The 18351-nt window shown below is 70.6% G+C and carries 18 protein-coding genes; 12 read left to right on the top strand and 6 right to left on the bottom strand.

What is annotated here, in order from left to right; genetic code table 11:
- The first annotated feature begins 45 nt into the window (after window positions 1–45).
- Window positions 46–705 carry a GtrA family protein gene (locus AC5Y5E_RS02960; protein ID WP_499901480.1) on the top strand — a complete coding sequence of 220 codons (660 nt, stop codon included), beginning with the start codon at window positions 46–48 and terminating at the stop codon, window positions 703–705.
- Here AC5Y5E_RS02960 and AC5Y5E_RS02965 read toward each other — a convergent pair.
- The 3 genes from AC5Y5E_RS02965 to AC5Y5E_RS02975 all read right to left on the bottom strand — a co-directional run bounded on the left by AC5Y5E_RS02965 (window position 660) and on the right by AC5Y5E_RS02975 (window position 3658).
- A complete protein-coding gene (locus tag AC5Y5E_RS02965; RefSeq protein ID WP_499901481.1) occupies window positions 660–1178 on the bottom strand; it encodes a PH domain-containing protein in 519 nt (172 codons plus the stop codon). The two genes, AC5Y5E_RS02960 and AC5Y5E_RS02965, sit on opposite strands and share 46 nt — an antisense overlap.
- 19 nt (window positions 1179–1197) lie before the next feature.
- A complete protein-coding gene (locus AC5Y5E_RS02970; RefSeq protein WP_499901482.1) occupies window positions 1198–2013 on the bottom strand; it encodes a biotin--[acetyl-CoA-carboxylase] ligase in 816 nt (271 codons plus the stop codon).
- A 76-nt stretch (window positions 2014–2089) separates the two neighbouring features.
- Complete coding sequence (locus tag AC5Y5E_RS02975; protein WP_499901483.1) at window positions 2090–3658, bottom strand: FAD-binding protein; 1569 nt, start codon at window positions 3656–3658, stop codon at window positions 2090–2092.
- Between the two features lie 90 nt (window positions 3659–3748).
- On the opposite strand from AC5Y5E_RS02975, the gene AC5Y5E_RS02980 reads away from it, so the two are divergent.
- From AC5Y5E_RS02980 to AC5Y5E_RS03010, 7 genes are all read left to right on the top strand, one after another.
- Window positions 3749–5389 carry an acyl-CoA carboxylase subunit beta gene (locus AC5Y5E_RS02980; protein ID WP_499901484.1) on the top strand — a complete coding sequence of 547 codons (1641 nt, stop codon included), beginning with the start codon at window positions 3749–3751 and terminating at the stop codon, window positions 5387–5389.
- Window positions 5386–5622, top strand: coding sequence for an acyl-CoA carboxylase subunit epsilon (locus AC5Y5E_RS02985; protein ID WP_499901485.1), 237 nt, complete (start codon window positions 5386–5388; stop codon window positions 5620–5622). The genes AC5Y5E_RS02980 and AC5Y5E_RS02985 overlap by 4 nt, the downstream gene beginning before the upstream one ends.
- On the top strand, window positions 5619–6254 hold the full coding sequence (locus tag AC5Y5E_RS02990; RefSeq protein ID WP_499901486.1) for a Maf family protein: 636 nt from the start codon (window positions 5619–5621) through the stop codon (window positions 6252–6254). Before AC5Y5E_RS02985 ends, AC5Y5E_RS02990 begins: the two co-directional genes overlap by 4 nt.
- Before the next feature lie 10 nt (window positions 6255–6264).
- Window positions 6265–7155, top strand: coding sequence for a sulfurtransferase (locus AC5Y5E_RS02995; protein WP_499901487.1), 891 nt, complete (start codon window positions 6265–6267; stop codon window positions 7153–7155).
- Window positions 7155–7574 carry a SufE family protein gene (locus tag AC5Y5E_RS03000; RefSeq protein ID WP_499901488.1) on the top strand — a complete coding sequence of 140 codons (420 nt, stop codon included), beginning with the start codon at window positions 7155–7157 and terminating at the stop codon, window positions 7572–7574. Before AC5Y5E_RS02995 ends, AC5Y5E_RS03000 begins: the two co-directional genes overlap by 1 nt.
- A 130-nt stretch (window positions 7575–7704) precedes the next feature.
- The gene (locus tag AC5Y5E_RS03005; protein WP_499901489.1) at window positions 7705–9498 is read left to right on the top strand and encodes an acetyl/propionyl/methylcrotonyl-CoA carboxylase subunit alpha; all 1794 of its coding nucleotides are present in this window, start codon (window positions 7705–7707) and stop codon (window positions 9496–9498) included.
- Window positions 9499–9690: 192 nt separating this feature from the next.
- Window positions 9691–10110 carry an STAS domain-containing protein gene (locus tag AC5Y5E_RS03010; protein WP_499901490.1) on the top strand — a complete coding sequence of 140 codons (420 nt, stop codon included), beginning with the start codon at window positions 9691–9693 and terminating at the stop codon, window positions 10108–10110.
- Here AC5Y5E_RS03010 and AC5Y5E_RS03015 read toward each other — a convergent pair.
- Window positions 10081–10869: an RNA polymerase sigma factor SigF gene (locus AC5Y5E_RS03015; protein WP_067010372.1), complete on the bottom strand. Its 789-nt coding sequence runs from the start codon at window positions 10867–10869 to the stop codon at window positions 10081–10083. The two genes, AC5Y5E_RS03010 and AC5Y5E_RS03015, sit on opposite strands and share 30 nt — an antisense overlap.
- A complete protein-coding gene (locus AC5Y5E_RS03020) occupies window positions 10866–11303 on the bottom strand; it encodes an ATP-binding protein (RefSeq protein ID WP_499901860.1) in 438 nt (145 codons plus the stop codon). Before AC5Y5E_RS03020 ends, AC5Y5E_RS03015 begins: the two co-directional genes overlap by 4 nt.
- 254 nt (window positions 11304–11557) lie before the next feature.
- Here AC5Y5E_RS03020 and AC5Y5E_RS03025 point away from each other — a divergent pair, with 254 nt between their 5' ends.
- Together AC5Y5E_RS03025 and usfY are read left to right on the top strand one after the other, a co-directional pair.
- Window positions 11558–11941 (top strand): hypothetical protein, encoded by a 384-nt coding sequence (locus tag AC5Y5E_RS03025; RefSeq protein WP_499901491.1) that lies wholly within the window; start codon window positions 11558–11560, stop codon window positions 11939–11941.
- A 19-nt stretch (window positions 11942–11960) separates the two neighbouring features.
- Window positions 11961–12278: a protein UsfY gene (gene usfY, locus AC5Y5E_RS03030; protein ID WP_499901492.1), complete on the top strand. Its 318-nt coding sequence runs from the start codon at window positions 11961–11963 to the stop codon at window positions 12276–12278.
- A gap of 1 nt (window position 12279) precedes the next feature.
- Here usfY and AC5Y5E_RS03035 read toward each other — a convergent pair whose 3' ends face one another.
- Entirely contained in the window at window positions 12280–12663 is a 384-nt protein-coding gene (locus AC5Y5E_RS03035) for a hypothetical protein (RefSeq protein WP_499901493.1), read from the bottom strand.
- A 364-nt stretch (window positions 12664–13027) separates the two neighbouring features.
- Between AC5Y5E_RS03035 and AC5Y5E_RS03040 the strand changes: the two genes are divergently transcribed.
- Window positions 13028–13693: a TetR/AcrR family transcriptional regulator gene (locus tag AC5Y5E_RS03040; RefSeq protein WP_499901494.1), complete on the top strand. Its 666-nt coding sequence runs from the start codon at window positions 13028–13030 to the stop codon at window positions 13691–13693.
- Between the two features lie 49 nt (window positions 13694–13742).
- Window positions 13743–18350 (top strand): ATP-dependent helicase, encoded by a 4608-nt coding sequence (locus AC5Y5E_RS03045; RefSeq protein WP_499901495.1) that lies wholly within the window; start codon window positions 13743–13745, stop codon window positions 18348–18350.
- The last annotated feature ends 1 nt before the right edge of the window (window position 18351 follow it).

Here is an 18351-nt window from a genome sequence, read left to right on the forward strand (position 1 = left end):
ACACATTTTGCGTCGTTTTCGCGTCCGTCCGTACACTGGCGTGTTGTGTCCTTCGCCGATGCCGTCATTACGCGCCTGCCAGAGGCCGTTCAGCCCTATTTGCTGCGCCATCACGAGCTGATCAAATTCGCGATCGTCGGCGGCACCACATTCGTCATCGACTCGGCGATCTTCTACACCCTGAAGCTGACCGTCCTGGAACCCAAGCCGGTGACCGCCAAGGTGATCGCGGGCATCGTCGCCGTCATCGCCTCCTACGTGCTGAACCGCGAGTGGAGCTTCCGCGACCGCGGGGGCCGCGAGCGCCACCACGAGGCGTTGCTGTTCTTCGCGTTCAGCGGCGTGGGCGTGCTGCTTTCCATGGCCCCGCTGTGGTTCTCGCACTACGTGCTGCAGCTGCGGGTGCCCGAGGTGTCGCTGACCCTGGAGAACATCACCGACTTCATCTCGGCCTACATCATCGGCAACCTGCTACAGATGGCGTTCCGCTTCTGGGCGTTCCGGCGCTGGGTGTTCCCCGAGGAGTTCGCCCGCAACCCCGACAAGGCGATCGAATCCGCGCTTACCGCAGGCGGTTTCGCCGAGGTGCTGGAAGACGAGCTCGAAGGCGGGAACGTCACCCTGTTGCGGTCCTGGCGCAAGAAGGCGCGCCGGTCTCCTCAGCTCGGCGACTCCTCCGAACCCAGGGTGTCGAAGACTTCGTGATACAGCAGCGCGTGCACCTCGCGCAGCCGCGGAATGTCGTAGAACTCCAACGGATCTTGTGACGCCGACTCGATGATCAGCGTCCCGGTGCGAAACATGCGCTCGGACAAGCGGTCCCGGAACTCCACGCTGTTGATGCGCGCCAGCGGGATGTCGATGCCGCTGCGGGTCAGCACCCCGTGCCGGAACATCACCCGGCGGTTGGTGACGACGAAATGTGTGGTCAGCCAGCCCAGCAACGGCCAGAGCGCGAGCCAGCCGACGACCACCAGCCAGATGCCCCAGATGACTCCGTAGAGGATGTTCTTGGCGAGCTGCTCCCAGTGCGTCGAGTTGAGGTAGCCGGAGCCGAACGCGGCCAGCGCGGTCGCCAGCACGAGAACCATGACGGGCCAGATCAGGCGCTTCCAGTGCGGGTGGCGGTGCAGGACGACCTGCTCGCCGGCGGCCAGGGAGTTGTCCGGATAGCTCACGTGCCGAAGTTACCGCTTCCTAACGTAGATGCACCACGTCGCCGGCGGAAACCGTGACGGTTTGGCCGCCGGCCTCCAGGCATAACCGGCCCTGGTCGTCGACGGCGGTCGCGGTGCCCACGACCTCCTTGCCGCCGGGCAGCACGGCGCGCACCGCGCGCCCGATGGTCAGGCTGCGCGCCCGGTAGTCGGCCGCCAGCGCCCAGTCGGCGCCCCGCGCGGCCCGCCAGGCCACGATCCGCCGGCCCAGTTCGGTCAGCACCGCGCCCACCAGCCGCCCGCGGTCGGGCGCCGCCACGCCCTGGTCGAACAGCGACGTCGCGCCGGGCCCGTCGACCTCCTCGGGTGCCTGAGTCACGTTGAGCCCCAACCCGATTACCACGACCGGGCGGGCCACCTCGGCGAGGATGCCGGCCAGCTTGCCCGGGGACTCGGGCGGGCCGGCCAGCACGTCGTTGGGCCACTTGAGGCCGGCCTGCACGCCGGTGACGGCCAGCACCGCGTCGACGATCGCCACCCCGGTGGCCAGCGACAGCCAGCCCCATCCCTCGGTCGGCACGTCGACGACGCTGACGCCCACCGACATCGTGATCTGGGCCCGCGGGCTGGCCGTCCATCCGCGCCCGTGGCGCCCCCGGCCGGCCGTCTGGTGCTCGGCGATCAGCACCGCCCCGGCGACGTCGTCGCCGGCCGCCGCGCGCGCCAGCAGGTCGGCGTTGGTGGAGCCGGTCTGCTCGACGACGTCGAGCCGGCGCCAGCCCAACCCGGTCCCGATCAGCTCGGCGCGCAGCGCGGCCTGATCCAGCGGTAGCCGAAGCGAAGCGCGATCCGTCACTCCACCCAGCCTAGATCGCATGTCGGTCGGGTTGGGCTCACCGGACGCGTCGAGCAACCGGGCAGCAGGCGTCGTGTCAGTGGCGCCGGTTTCTCATGTCCATCACGGCCAGGTGACTGAAGAGCATGCTGGTCCCGATCGGGTTGCCGCCGCCTGGATACGCGGTGCCGCTAGGCGCGGCCATCGTGTTGCCGGCCGCGTACAGGCCGGGGATCGGGTTGCCCGACCCGTCGAGCACCCGCGCCGCTGTGTCGGTGCGCAGGCCGCCTTTGGTGCCCAGATCGGACAGGCCGAACGCGGCGGCGTGAAACGGAGGCTTGTCGATGGACACCAACGGCGACGCACCCGCGGAGAACGCGCGGTCGAACGCCTCGTCGCCGCGGCCGAAGTCCTCGTCGACGCCGGCGGCGACGAAGGCATTGAACCGGGCCACCGTCGCCGCCAACCGGTCCGATGGCACCCCGATCTTGGCCGCCAGCTCCTGGAGTGTGTCCGCGGAGTGCCACAAGCCGGCGGCGACGTATTTCTCGGTCCCCACAATCGAGACGTTGGCCGCCTTGACGGGTGGCACCTCGCCCTCCTTGTCGTCGTAGATCATCCAGTACGGCAACGTGATCGAGCCGTCCCGGAGCGCAGCGAGAATCTCGCGTCCGGCGCGGTCGTACGCGCGGGATTCGTTGACGAATCGGTCACCGGACTGGTTCACGAAGATGCCGCCGGTGAACCACAGCGCGAACGCCGAGCGTCCATCGGGATGAGTCATGCCCGGCGACCACCAGGCCTGATCCAGCAGGTCGGTGTCCGCGCCCGCAGCGATGCCCGCCTGCAGCGCCTGGCCACGACTTCCCGGGCCGCCCATGGTGTCTCGCGCCTCGCCCGGGACGCCGTATCGACGGCGCAGGACGTCGTTGTTTTCGAATCCGCCGGCGGCCAGCAGCACCCCAAGGCGGGTGCGGATCGCGCGGCGCAGGCCGTCGCTCTCCACGATCGCACCCTCGACGCGCCTTTCGGGGCCGTCCGAGCGCACCAGCTCGACGAGCGCGGTGTCGCGTCGCAGCGTCGCGGTCGGGTACTGCCCGATGGCCTTGAGGAAGCGGGCGATCAGCGCGCGGCCGCCCACGTAGTAGTCGGGCGGGGTCTCGGCGCCGAGCCTGTCGGTGTCCAGCGGTCCGCGGATCGCGTCACGCAATTCCGGCGCGGCGGCGACCTTCAACGGCTTCGCCGCGATGTGACGCTGGCCGTCGAGACGGGCTTTCGGCGCCTTGCCGTAGTAGTCGGGCCAGGGCAACGGCACGAATTTGATGTCCGGATCCTGCTCGAGGTACTCGATCAGCGGCGCGCCGCCCCGGACGAAGGCCTCCTGCAGCTCGCGGGGCGTGCGGTCGCCGACGACCGCGTGGTAGTAGGTGAGGGCGTCCTCGATGGTGTCGTCGGTGCCGGCCCGGACCAGCACCGGATTGCACGGAAACCACACCCCGCCGCCACCGGAGTAGGCGGTGGTGCCGCCGAATTTGTCGGTCGCCTCGACGAGCAGGACGTCGAGGCCTTCGCGGGCCGCGGTGTAGGCGCCGGTGACACCCCCGCCGCCGGATCCGGCGACGAGCACGTCATGTTCTTCGACCCAGTCGACTCCCGCGCCGCGCATGTTCCGGAGATTACTTGTCCTCAAGACTGCTTAAGGAGTTATTAAGGGCCTCCGACGGGTCGAGCTGGTCTGCCGATAGCATCGAGTCCCATGACAAGCGTTACCGACCACACGGCCGAGCCGGCCGCCGAGCACACCATCGACATCCACACCACCGCGGGCAAGCTGGCCGAGCTGCACAAGCGGCGGGAGGAGTCGCTGCACCCGGTCGGTGAAGAGGCCGTCGAGAAGGTGCACGCCAAGGGCAAGCTGACCGCCCGCGAGCGCATCCTGGCCCTGCTCGACGAGGACTCGTTCGTCGAGCTCGACGCGCTGGCCAAGCACCGCAGCACCAACTTCGGGCTGGAGAACAACCGCCCGCTCGGCGACGGCGTGATCACCGGCTACGGCACCATCGACGGGCGCGACGTGTGCATCTTCAGCCAGGACGCCACGGTGTTCGGCGGCAGCCTGGGCGAGGTGTACGGCGAGAAGATCGTCAAGGTGCAGGAGCTGGCGATCAAGACCGGCCGCCCGCTCATCGGCATCAACGACGGCGCCGGCGCGCGCATCCAGGAGGGCGTCGTCTCGCTGGGCCTGTACAGCCGGATCTTCCGCAACAACATCATCGCGTCGGGCGTCATCCCGCAGATCTCGCTGATCATGGGCGCGGCCGCGGGCGGCCACGTCTACTCCCCCGCCCTGACCGACTTCGTGATCATGGTCGACCAGACCAGCCAGATGTTCATCACCGGCCCCGACGTCATCAAGACGGTCACCGGCGAGGACGTCACCATGGAGGAGCTCGGCGGCGCCCACACCCACATGGCCAAGTCGGGCACCCTGCACTACGTCGCCTCCGGCGAGCAGGACGCCTTCGACTGGGTCCGCGACCTGCTGAGCTACCTGCCGCCGAACAACGCGACCGACCCGCCGCGCTACGCCGAGCCCGCCCCCGCGGGGCCCATCGAGGAGAACCTCACCGACGAGGACCTCGAGCTGGACACCTTGATCCCGGACTCGCCCAACCAGCCTTACGACATGCACGAGGTGATCACCCGCATCCTCGACGACGACGAGTTCCTGGAGATCCAGGGCGGTTACGCGCAGAACATCGTCGTCGGGTTCGGCCGCATCGACGGCCGGCCGGTCGGGATCGTCGCCAACCAGCCGACCCAGTTCGCCGGCTGCCTGGACATCAACGCCTCGGAGAAGGCGGCCCGCTTTGTGCGGACCTGCGACTGCTTCAACATCCCGATCGTGATGCTGGTCGACGTCCCGGGCTTCCTGCCGGGCACCGGCCAGGAATACAACGGCATCATCCGGCGCGGCGCCAAGCTGCTGTTCGCCTACGGCGAGGCGACCGTGCCGAAGATCACCGTCATCACCCGCAAGGCCTACGGCGGCGCCTACTGCGTCATGGGTTCCAAGGACATGGGCTGCGACGTCAACCTGGCCTGGCCGACGGCCCAGATCGCGGTGATGGGCGCCTCCGGCGCGGTCGGGTTCGTCTACCGCCAGCAGCTGGCCGAGGCCGCCCGCAACGGCGAGGACGTGGACGCGCTGCGCCTGCAGTTGCAGCAGGAGTACGAGGACACGCTGGTCAACCCCTACGTCGCGGCCGAGCGCGGCTACGTCGACGCGGTGATCCCGCCGTCGTACACCCGCGGCTACATCGGCACGGCGCTGCGCCTGCTGGAACGCAAGATCAGCCACCTGCCGCCCAAGAAGCACGGGAACATTCCGCTGTGAGTGACGACCAGACGCAACCCGCGCACGATCCGCACATCCACATCGTCAAGGGGAATCCCACCGACGCGGAGCTGGCGGCGCTGGTGGCCGTGCTCGGCGGCGTGGGCGCCGCCTCCCCCGAGCCCGCCCAGCCCGAGAGCACCCGCTGGGGGCTCGCGGTCGACCGGCTGCGCTACGCGATGTCGAACTACCAGCGGCTGACCCTACAGCAAATGACGCACATGAGCCGTTGACCCGGCTGGTGCTGGGGTCGGCCTCGTCCGGCCGCCTCAAGGTGCTGCGCCAGGCCGGCCTCGAACCGGCCGTCGTGGTGTCCGGCGTCGACGAGGATCTGATCGCCGCGGGCCTGGGGTCCGACGCCTCGCCGGACGACGTGGTCTGCGCGCTGGCCGCGGCCAAGGCCGACGACGTCGCCGGCCGGCTCGACGCCGCCACCGCGGCGGACTGCGTTGTCCTGGGCTGTGATTCGATGCTCTGGGTCGACGGCCGGCTGTGCGGCAAGCCCGGGTCGGCCGATGCCGCCGTGGACCAGTGGCGGCTGATGGGCGGGCGGTCGGGCCGGCTGCACACCGGGCACTGCCTGCTGCGGCTGCGCGACGGCGCCGTCGCCCATCGTGAGGTCCAATCCGCCTGTACCACAGTGCATTTCGCCGTACCGGCCGAGGCGGACCTGCGGGCCTACGTCGCCCACGGCGAACCGCTGGGCGTGGCGGGCGGCTTCACCCTGGACGGGCTGGGCGGCTGGTTCGTCGACGGGATCGACGGCGACCCGTCGAACGTGATCGGCGTGAGCCTGCCGCTGCTGCGCGCGCTGCTGGGCCGGGCGGGGCTCTCGGTGGCCGCGCTGTGGACGGCCCAGCGGTAGGCTCGAAGTCGTGTCATTACCCCCCGATCCACACCCGTCCCTGACCGAATACGCCCACCCCGAACGACTGGTCACCGCCGACTGGCTGTCCGCCAACATGGGCGCCCCGGGCCTGGCGATCGTCGAGTCCGACGAGGACGTGTTGCTCTACGACGTCGGCCACATTCCCGGCGCGGTCAAGATCGACTGGCACACCGACCTCAACGACCCGCGGGTCCGCGACTACATCAACGGCGAGCAGTTCGCCGAGTTGATGGACCGCAAGGGCATCGCCCGCGACGACACCGTGGTGATCTACGGCGACAAGAGCAACTGGTGGGCGGCGTACGCGCTGTGGGTCTTCACCCTGTTCGGCCACCCCGACGTGCGCCTGCTCAACGGCGGGCGCGACCTGTGGCTGGCCGAGCGCCGCGACACCACCCTGGACGTCCCGACCGCGACGTCGAGCGGCTACCCCGTCGTTCAGCGCAACGACGAGCCCATCCGCGCGTACAAGGACGACGTGCTGGCCATCCTCGGCACCGAGCCGCTGATCGACGTGCGCTCGCCGGACGAATACACCGGCAAGCGCACCCACATGCCCGACTACCCCGAGGAGGGCGCGCTGCGGGCCGGGCACATCCCCACCGCCGTGTCCATCCCGTGGGGGAAGGCGGTCGACGAGAGCGGCCGCTTCCGTCCCCGCCCGGAGCTCGAGGAGCTCTACGGCTTCCTGCGGCCGGACGACAAGACCGTCGTCTACTGCCGCATCGGCGAGCGGTCCAGCCACACCTGGTTCGTGCTCACCCACCTGCTGGGCAAGCCGGGGGTGCGAAACTACGACGGCTCCTGGACCGAGTGGGGCAACACCGTGCGGGTGCCGATCGTCGCTGGCGAGCAGCCGGGAGCCGTTCCGGTCTGATGAGCATGCCCGCCCCGCTGGCCGAGGTGGTGTCCGACTTCGCCGAAGTCCAGGGCCAGGACAAGCTGACGCTGCTGCTGGAGTTCGCCAACGACCTGCCCGCGCTGCCGTCCGACCTCGAAGAGGCGGCGATGGAGCCGGTGCCCGAGTGCCAGTCGCCGCTGTTCCTGCACGTCGACGCCAGCGACCGCAATCGGGTGCGGCTGCACTTCAGCGCGCCCGCCGAGGCGCCCACCACCAGGGGATTCGCGTCGATCCTGGCCGCCGGGCTGGACGAGCAGCCCGCCGCCGACATCCTCGCGGTGCCCGAGGATTTCTACACCGAGCTGGGCCTGGCCGCTCTGATCAGCCCGCTGCGGCTGCGCGGCATGTCGGCGATGCTGGCCCGCATCAAGCGGCGATTGCGCGAGACGGCCTGATCAGAAAGGGATTTGGAGACCGGGTGACAGCCCGCGCGGCGCGGCGCATAAACTTCCCCGGACAAGACTTGTAAGAAATTCTCTTAGAGACGAAGAGACGAGAGAGACGTCCAGCCGAACAGGAGGCGAAGTGGCTAGTCACGCCAGCTCGAGGATCGCCAAGGTGCTCGTCGCCAATCGCGGTGAGATCGCCGTCCGGGTGATCCGCGCGGCCCGCGACGCGGGCCTGCCCAGCGTGGCGGTGTATGCCGAGCCCGACGCCGACGCGCCGCACGTGCGGCTGGCGGACGAGGCGTTCGCCCTCGGCGGTCAGACGTCCGCGGAGTCCTACCTGGACTTCGGCAAGCTCCTCGACGCGGCGGCGAAGTCCGGCGCCAACGCCATCCACCCCGGCTACGGCTTCTTGAGCGAGAACGCCGACTTCGCGCAGGCGGTCATCGACGCCGGCCTGATCTGGATCGGCCCCAGCCCGCAGTCGATCCGCGACCTCGGCGACAAGGTCACCGCCCGCCACATCGCCGCCCGCGCCCAGGCGCCGCTGGTGCCCGGCACCCCCGACCCGGTCAAGGACGCCGACGAGGTGGTGGCCTTCGCCAAGGAGTACGGCGTGCCGATCGCGATCAAGGCCGCCTTCGGCGGCGGCGGCCGCGGCATGAAGGTCGCCCGCACCCTCGAGGAGATCCCCGAGCTGTTCGAGTCGGCCACCCGCGAGGCCGTCGCGGCGTTCGGCCGCGGCGAATGCTTCGTCGAGCGCTACCTGGACAAGCCCCGCCACGTCGAGGCCCAGGTGATCGCCGACCAGCACGGCAACGTCGTCGTCGCCGGCACCCGCGACTGCTCGCTGCAGCGTCGCTTCCAGAAGCTGGTCGAGGAGGCGCCGGCGCCGTTCCTGACCGACGCGCAGCGCAAGGAGATCCACGAGTCGGCCAAGCGGATCTGCAAGGAGGCGCACTACTACGGCGCCGGAACCGTCGAGTACCTGGTCGGCCAGGACGGCCTGATCTCCTTCCTGGAGGTCAACACCCGCCTGCAGGTCGAGCACCCGGTCACCGAGGAGACCGCGGGCATCGACCTGGTGTTGCAGCAGTTCAAGATCGCCAACGGCGAGAAGCTGGACATCACCGAGGACCCCACCCCGCGCGGGCACGCCATCGAGTTCCGGATCAACGGCGAGGACGCCGGCCGCGGCTTCCTGCCCGCCCCCGGCCCGGTGACCAAGTTCCACCCGCCCGCCGGCCCCGGGGTGCGGATGGACTCCGGCGTGGAGACCGGCTCGGTGATCGGCGGCCAGTTCGACTCGATGCTGGCCAAGCTGATCGTGTACGGCGCCGACCGGCACGAGGCGCTGGCCCGCGCGCGGCGCGCCCTGGCCGAGTTCGAGGTCGAGGGCCTGGCCACCGTCATCCCGTTCCACCGCGCCGTGGTGAGTGACCCGGCGTTCATCGGCGACGACAAGGGCTTCTCGGTGCACACCCGCTGGATCGAGACCGAGTGGGACAACACCATCGAACCGTTCACCGGCGGCGAACCGATCGACGAAGAGGACGCCCGGCCCCGCCAGACGGTGGTCGTCGAGGTCGGCGGGCGCCGGCTCGAGGTGTCGCTGCCCGGCGACCTGGCGCTGTCGAACGGTTCCGCCGACCCGGCCGGGGTCATCCGCAAGAAGCCCAAGCCGCGCAAGCGCGGATCGCACGCGGGCGTGGCCGCCTCGGGTGACGCGGTGACGGCGCCCATGCAGGGCACCGTGGTCAAGGTCGCGGTCGAGGAGGGCCAGGAGGTCGCCGCCGGGGACCTGGTGGTGGTCCTCGAGGCGATGAAGATGGAAAACCCGGTGACCGCGCACAAGGACGGCACCATCACCGGGCTTGCCGTCGAGGCCGGCGCGGCCATCACCCAGGGCACGGTCCTCGCCGAGATCAAATAAATCCGGGATCAATTGAATCCCAGATCAACCAAATGTTGTCCGACCCTGCCCGCCGCGGGTAGGGTCGGGTCAGGTTGAGTTCACAGCCACCCGGATAACGCCAGGCACGCGGGGTGCGAACTCCCGGTGTTGAACTATTAACGACCACCTGACGTCATCCACAGCAGGATCCTCCAAATGACGGAGACAAGCATGTCTGTGGCCCAATCCTGGCAACAAAGCCGCACCGCACAATTCACCTCGCGCTGGAGCGCGCTGGGGGCGCTGATCACCGTCGACGGTGAGCTCGACGCCGCCAACGCCGACCAGCTCGCCATCTACGCGCAACGCAGCGTCAGGCGCGCCCGCCGGATCATCGTCGACCTGCGTGGCCTGGAATTCATTGGCACCGCTGGATTTTCGGCGCTACACCGAATCAACGTCGCGTGCTCGGGCGCCCAGGTGCACTGGGCCATGGTGCCGAGCCCGGCCGTGGCGCGGTTGCTGAGAATCTGCGACCCCGACGGCACCCTGCCGGTGACGACGCCGCAGGCCGAGCCGCTGCTGCGGCCCGCGCGGGCCGACCGCGACGGGTCCCGGCCGCTACTTCAGCTGGTCCCGCAGCCGCGTTAGCGACTTGGCCAGCAGCCGCGACACGTGCATCTGCGAGATGCCGACCCGTTCGGCGATCTGCGTCTGCGTCATCGACTCAAAAAACCTGAGCACCAACACCATTCGTTCCCGCTCGGGTAGCGCCTCGAGCAGGGGGCGCAACGCCTCGCGGTCCTCGATGCGGTCGAGGCCGGCGTCCACGTCGCCCAGGGTGTCGGCGATGGCGCGGGCGTCGTCGTCGTCGCTGCCGCCGCCGGTGTCGATGGACAACGTGTTGTAGGAGCTGCCCGCCACCAGGCCCTCGACCACCTCGTCGCGCTCCATGCCGAGTTCGGCGGCGAGTTCCGTTGCGGTCGGCGCCCGGCCGAGCCGCTGCGACAGATCCGCGGTGGCGGTGCCCAGTCGCAGGTGCAGTTCCTTCAGGCGCCGCGGAACCTTGACCGACCAGCTGTTGTCGCGGAAGTGACGGCGAACCTCGCCCATGATCGTGGGCACCGCGAAAGAGACGAAGTCCGAGCCGGTCTCGACGTCGAAGCGGACCACGGCGTTGACCAGGCCCACGCGCGCCACCTGAACCAGGTCGTCGCGCGGTTCGCCGCGGCCCTCGAACCGGCGGGCGATGTGGTCGGCCAGCGGCAGGCACCGCTCCACGATCTTGTCCCGCTGGCGCTGGAATTCCATCGAGTCGGGGGCAACGCCGGCCAACTCCCGGAACATGTCCGGGACGTCCGCATACTCGTTCGGTCGCGAAACCGAACCGCCGGCAGCTCGCGCTGTCACCTGCTAGAGGCCGCCCGTCGCGCGGTCAGCATGATCCCGAAAACACTGCCGGTTTCATCGGGTTCGCGACCGTCGTGGAAGGTCTGGACTTCGTCGGCCAGGGAGGTCAGGACATGCCAGCTGAAGCTGCCGGGCGCCACCACATCGTGGGTGTCGCACGCGGCGGAGGCCTCCACCACCAGCTCGTCGTCGTGCGGGTCCACGACGACCACCAGCGTCGCGCCCGGGGTGGCCGAACGGATCAGGCGCGTGCACACCTCGTCGACCGCGAGGCGCAGATCGGCAACCGCATCGAAATCCAAGTCCTCGAAGGTGCCGATCGCACCGACCAGCGTGCGCAGCATCGCCAGGTTCTCGAGGCGTGCCGCGACGTGCAGCTCGACGGCCCGCTGGCCGCGTTGACGCTTGCTCGCACGAAATCCCGCATCGGTCATATGGTCTCCCGGCAATGTCTGCTTGACACTACTATTGCCGCGCAGCCCGCCGTCGACCGTGGGCTCCAACCGATTAGTCACAATCGCCGCCGCTGGTCATGTCGATGGTTATGGCAGTGGGCATCGATGTCGGTGTCGCTAACGCAACACTTCCGGCACTCATCATGGTTTAGAGCTGATACCCATTTGCGGCGGCGGATAACCCCGTCAGCAGACCCTTAACACCGTCTACCCCGCGACCTACACTTGTTGGCATGAAGCAGGCTCTGCTTCGGGCGGTTGTGCTCCTGACGTCGTGGGCCGTCGGTCTGCTGGCGGCGGCCTGGGTCGTGCCGGGCGTTTCGGTGTCGGCCTCGGGGTTCATCGTCGCCGTGGTGGTCTTCTCGGCGGCGCAGGCGGCCCTGTCGTTGCTGATCGTGAAGTTGCGACGGGCCTATGCGTCGCTTCTCCTGGGGGGCAGCGGGCTGGTGCTGACCCTGGTCGCGTTGAGCCTCGCCACGGCGTTCACCCACGGGCTTACCATCCGCGGCGCCGCCTCTTGGCTCGCCGCCACGATCGTCGTGTGGCTGGTGACCACGATCGGGGCGATTTCGCTGCCCGAGGCGCCCGCGCGCGAGCCGGCGGGCTCGGCAACCTAAAGCGACCGAAGGAGAGGTGATGAGCGACAGGCATCGCGATCCGACAGATCACTTCCGGACGACCCAACCGCACGCCGGTTTCACGATGAAGGACAACCTCTACTGGCCCGGGTTCATCCTGCTCCTCGTGGCCATCGGGGGAATGATCAGCACCACGGCCGCCGCGGCCTACGGCCACTACGAGTGGATCGCCACGACGGTGCTCGTCGCCGTGCTCGGGACGATCGCCGGGGCGCTGTGGTTCGTCATGGAGCATCGCCGCGTGAGCCGCATCGACGAGCAGTGGCACCCCACCCCACGCACCCAGAGTCCCGGGACTCCCGCGTCGAGTCGATAGGTCAGAGGGCCAGCACCGGGCCGGCGATCGGCGAAACGCCCAGGCCCAGCGTCACCACCATCAGCGTGAGCAGGAACCAGCCCGCGCCGTGCCACCCCCACCAGGTGCCGTGGGCCTTCCACACCCGATACGTGCGCAGGAACGCCCAGAGCCCCCCGGTCAGCAAAATCAGCGGGCCGCCCAACGCCAGCATCGTGCGCTGGGGCGTGCCACAAGCCACCGTGTCGACGCCCGTCCCGGGGCAGGTGCTGACCCACAACGCGGCAAGGACGACGAAGCCGATGCCCGCGGTGGCGGCCAGGGCGGCGAACCGGATGGCGGCGTGCACCTCGCGGTCTTCCTGCCCCAGCCGGTCGCCGGGCGACCGCGGATCTGCTGTTTGCATCCCTGATCCCCCGAGTCGTGATTCTGATTAGCTCTTAATCCATCGTTCGCTGCGTCGCAATGGTTACGCGCCACGACGGTGAAGATGTGGGTACCCTGCGCCACGCCACGATAAACCGCCGTCGGCCCGGCTCACCGGCGCCAACGCGCCGCTCGGGGCGCACGCCGGCGCGACGGTTTCCGCCCGGTTTCGGGCGCAGCCCAACCCAATCACGCGGCGTTGCCACGGCATCGCCAGCGCGACGGCGAGCGGCCGAACTGCGAATACCGTCAATTGTTCGAGTGCATTACCGCTGGCCCAGGGCGTGCGGTTTGGTTGAGCCAATGTGGCGGGGCTCTCATACCGTATGAGTACTATCTGACACATGCCGACAGCCAGAAGGCGGTTATCCCCCGAGGATAGGCGCGCCGAGCTGCTCGCTTTGGGGGCAGAAGTCTTTGGGAAGCGACCCTATGACGAGGTCCGCATCGACGAGATAGCCGAGCGCGCGGGCGTGTCCCGCGCGCTGATGTACCACTACTTCCCGGACAAGCGGGCGTTCTTCGCCGCCGTCGTCAAGGACGAGGCCGACCGACTCTACGAGGCGACCAATAACCCACCGCCCCCCGGCTTGACGATGTTCGAGGAGATCCGGATGGGTGTGCTGGCCTACATGGCCTATCACCAGTCCAACCCGGAGGCCGCCTGGGCGGCGTACGTCGGCCTGGGCCGGTCCGACCCGGTCCTGCTCGGCATCGACGACGAGGCCAAGAACCGCCAGATGGAACACATCATGTCCCGCATCGGCGAGGTCGTCAGTGGGATGCCGGACACCAGCGCGCTGGCAGCGGACGTCGAGCGGGACCTGCGGGTGATCATCCAGGGCTGGCTCGCGTTCACCTTCGAGATCTGCCGGCAGCGCATCATGGACCCCACCACCGACGCCGACCGGCTCGCCGACGCCTGCGCGCACACCCTGCTCGACTCCATCGCCCGGGTCCCGGAGATCCCGGACGAGCTGTCACACGCCATGGCCACCGCGAGGCTGTGAGAAGCCGCTCACCCAAGCCGATGTCGGTGCCCGTTGGCACCATGGTTGGGTGAGCACCCGCGCCGACCCCCGAGCACCCGACCCATTAGGCCGGTTCAGCGCGGTCACCCGCGAGTGGTTCGCCGGCACCTTCGCGGCCCCGACCACCGCGCAGGCGCAGGCCTGGGACGCCATCGCCGACGGCGACGACACCCTGGTCATCGCGCCGACCGGGTCGGGTAAGACCCTCGCGGCGTTCCTGTGGGCCCTGGATTCCTTGGCCAACCTCGCCACGTCGGCCGACCGCCCGGCCGGCACCCGCGTGCTCTACGTGTCCCCACTCAAGGCGCTGGCGGTCGACGTCGAACGCAACCTGCGCACCCCGCTGGCGGGGCTCACCCGCATCGCCGAGCGGCGCGGCCTGCCCCCGCCCGGCATCAGCGTCGGGGTCCGCTCCGGCGACACCCCGCCCGCAGCGCGCCGCCAGCTCATCGCGCACCCGCCCGACGTGCTGATCACCACCCCGGAGTCGCTGTTCTTGATGCTGACCTCGGCGGCGCGCGAAACGCTCGCCGGCGTTCAGACGGTGATCGTCGACGAGATCCACGCCATCGCCGGCGGCAAGCGCGGCGCCCACCTGGCCCTGTCCCTCGAGCGCCTCGACGACCTGCGCCACGCCTTTGCCCAGGAGCGGCCCGCGCAGCGCATCGGGCTGTCGGCGACCGTGCGCCCGCCCGAGGAGCTGGCGCGCTTCCTGTCCGGAGCGGGCCCGGCCAGCCGGACACGGATCGTGGCGCCGCCGTCGGCGAAGACCATCGAGCTCACGGTGCAGGTGCCCGTGCCCGACATGGCCAATCTGGCCAACAACACGATCTGGCCGGACGTCGAGGCGCGCCTGGTGGACCTGATCGAGTCGCACGGCTCGACCATTGTGTTCGCGAACTCGCGGCGGCTGGCCGAGCGGCTGACCTCCCGGCTCAACGAGATCCACGCCGAGCGCGCCGGCATCTCGCTCGACGCGGACCTCAACCCCAGGGTTGCGGGCGGCGCCCCGGCGCACCTGATGGGTAGCGGCCAGAGTTTCGGCGCGCCGCCGCTGCTGGCGCGCGCCCACCACGGTTCGGTCAGCAAGGAGCAGCGCGCCCTGGTCGAGGAGGACCTCAAACGCGGGCTGCTCAAGGCGGTGGTGGCGACGTCGAGCCTGGAGCTGGGCATCGACATGGGCGCCGTCGACCTGGTGATCCAGGTGGAGGCGCCGCCGTCGGTGGCCAGCGGCCTGCAGCGCATCGGCCGGGCCGGCCACCAGGTCGGCGAGGTCTCGCGGGGGGTGCTGTTCCCCAAGCACCGCACCGATTTGATCGGGTGCGCGGTGACGGTGCAGCGCATGCTCGGCGGGCAGATCGAGACGATGCGGGTGCCCGCCAACCCGCTCGACATCCTGGCGCAGCAGACCGTGGCGGCCGCCGCGCTGGAGCCGCTGGACGCCGACCGGTGGTTCGACACCGTGCGGCGGGCCGCCCCGTTCGCGACCCTGCCGCGCAGCGTGTTCGAGGCCACCCTGGACCTGCTGGCCGGCAAGTACCCGTCCACCGAGTTCGCCGAGCTGCGCCCGCGCCTGGTCTACGACCGCGACGCCGGCACGCTGGCCGCGCGGCCCGGGGCGCAGCGGCTGGCCGTCACGTCCGGCGGCGCCATCCCCGACCGCGGGCTGTTCACCGTGTATCTGGCCTCGGAGGCCGAAAAGCCGTCGCGGGTCGGCGAACTGGACGAGGAGATGGTGTACGAGTCGCGTCCCGGCGACGTGATCTCGCTGGGGGCCACCAGCTGGCGGATCACCGAGATCACCCACGACCGGGTGCTGGTGATCCCCGCGCCGGGGCAGCCGGCCCGGTTGCCGTTCTGGCGCGGCGACGACGTGGGCCGCCCGGCGGAGCTGGGCGCCGCGCTTGGCGCGTTCACCGGGGAGCTGGCCGGCCTCGACCGCGGCGCATTCGACAAGCGTTGCGCCGCTTTGGGTTTCGATGCCTACGCGACCGACAACCTGTGGGGTCTGCTGGACGAGCAGCGCACCGCCGCCGGGGTGGTCCCCACCGACGCCACGCTTCTGGTCGAGCGGTTCCGTGACGAGCTGGGCGACTGGCGGGTGATCCTGCACTCGCCGTACGGGCTGCGGGTGCACGGGCCGCTCGCGCTGGCCGTGGGCCGGCGACTGCGCGAGCGCTACGGCCTGGACGAGAAGCCGACGGCCTCCGACGACGGCATCGTGGTGCGCCTGCCCGACACCGAGTTTTCCGCCGAAGACGGTACCCCGCCGGGCGCGGAACTGTTCGTCTTCGACGCCGACGAGATCGACCCGATCGTCACCGCCGAGGTGGGCGGCTCGGCGCTGTTCGCGTCGCGGTTCCGGGAATGCGCGGCGCGCGCCCTGCTGCTGCCCCGCCGGCACCCGGGGAAGCGATCGCCGCTGTGGCACCAGCGCCAGCGCGCCGCCCAGCTGCTGGACGTGGCCCGCAAATACCCCGACTTCCCGGTGGTGCTGGAGGCCATCCGCGAATGCCTGCAGGACGTCTACGACGTCCCGGCCCTGACCGCGCTGATGGCCGGCATCGCCCAGCGCAAGGTCCGGGTGCTCGAGACGGAGACGCAGCGGCCGTCGCCGTTCGCGGCCTCGCTGTTGTTCGGTTACGTCGGCGCGTTCATGTACGAGGGCGACACCCCGCTGGCCGAGCGCCGGGCCGCGGCGCTGTCCCTGGACAGCACGCTGCTGGCCGAGCTGCTGGGCCACGTGGAGCTGCGCGAACTGCTCGACGTCGACGTCGTCGCCGCGACCGGGCGGCAGCTGCAGCACCTGTCGGCCGACCGGGCCGCCCGCGACGCCGAAGGGGTCGCGGACCTGTTGCGGCTGCTGGGCCCGCTGACCGAGGAGGAGGTCGCGGCCCGCACTGACGTCGCCGACGGCAAAAGCGTTGCCGGGTGGCTGGAGGGGCTGCGGGCTGCCCGGCGCGCGCTGACCGTGCCGTTCGCCGGCCGCAGCTGGTGGGTGGCCGTCGAGGACATCGGCCGGTTGCGCGACGGGGTCGGGGCGGCGGTCCCGCTGGGCGTCCCGGCCGCGTTCACCGAGGCGGTGGCCGACCCGCTGGGCGAGCTGCTGGGCCGCTACGCGCGCACGCACACCCCGTTCACCACGGCCGAGGCCGCCGCCAGGTTCGGCCTGGGGTTGCGCGTCACGGCCGACGTGCTGAACCGGCTGGCCGCCGACGGGCGGCTGGTGCGCGGCGAGTTCGTCGCCGCCGACCTGGTCGCGGGCGCCGGCGGCGAGCAGTGGTGCGACGCCGACGTGCTGCGCATCCTGCGGCGGCGTTCGCTGGCGGCGCTGCGCGCGCAGGTGGAGCCGGTGAGCACCGCCGCCTACGGGCGCTTCCTGCCGGCCTGGCACCACGTGTCGTCGCCCCAGGTGGGCATCGACGGCCTGGTCTCCGCGATCGATCAGCTGACCGGCGTCCGGATGCCGGCCTCGACGCTCGAACCGCTCGTCCTGGCCCCGCGGGTGCGCGACTACTCCCCCGCGATGCTCGACGAACTGCTCGCCACCGGCGAGGTCACCTGGTCGGGCGGCGGGTCGATCTCGGCCGGCGACGGCTGGATCGCGCTGCACGCCAGCGATTCCGCCCCGCTGACCCTGCCCGGGCCCGCCGAGCTCGACTTCACCGACGCGCACCGCGCGATCCTGGACACCCTGGCCGGGGGCGGCGCGTACTTCTTCCGCCAACTGGCCCAGGGCCCGATCCCCGAGTCAGAACTGAAAAACGCGCTGTGGGAACTGATCTGGGCCGGCTGGGTCACCGGCGACACGTTCGCGCCGCTGCGTGCGATGCTCGCCGGCACCGGGGCCCGCAAGCGGTCCGCGCCCGCGCACCGCACCCGGCGCGCGCCGCGGCTGAGCCGTTACAGCGTCGCGCACGCCGCGCACCGCAGCGCCGACCCGGCCGTGGCCGGCAGGTGGTCGGCCCTGCCGGCCCCAGAGCCGGATTCCACGTTGCGCGCCCATTACCAGGCCGAGCTGCTGCTGAACCGCCACGGGGTGCTGACCCGGGGCGCGGTGGCGGCCGAATCGGTGGCGGGCGGATTCGCGACCCTCTACAAGGTGCTGAGCACGTTCGAGGAGGCCGGCCGGTGCCAGCGCGGCTATTTCGTCGAGTCGCTGGGCGGCGCGCAGTTCGCGGTGGCCTCCACGGTCGACCGGCTGCGCAGCTACACCGACGACGTCGACCAGGAACGGCCGGAATACCGGGCGGTCGCGCTGGCCGCCGCCGATCCCGCCAACCCCTACGGCGCCGCCCTGCCCTGGCCCGCCGCCCGCGCGGACGGCGAGGGCCCGGCGGCCCGGCCGGGCCGCAAGGCGGGCGCCCTCGTCGTGCTGGTGGACGGCGAGCTGGCCTGGTTCCTGGAACGCGGCGGCCGATCGCTGCTGACGTTCACCGACGACCCAGCGGCCCACCATGCCGCGGCCGCGGCACTGGCCGAGCTGGTGGCCGCGCGGCGCGTCGCGTCGATCCTCGTCGAGCGCATCGACGGCACGCCGGCGCTGCACCCCCACGCCGGGGGACCGGGTCCCGTCGCCGAGGCGCTGGCCGGGGCCGGGTTCGCCCGCACCCCGCGCGGAATGCGGTTGCGATAAC

This window comes from Mycobacterium sp. NGS54 (assembly GCF_059812465.1).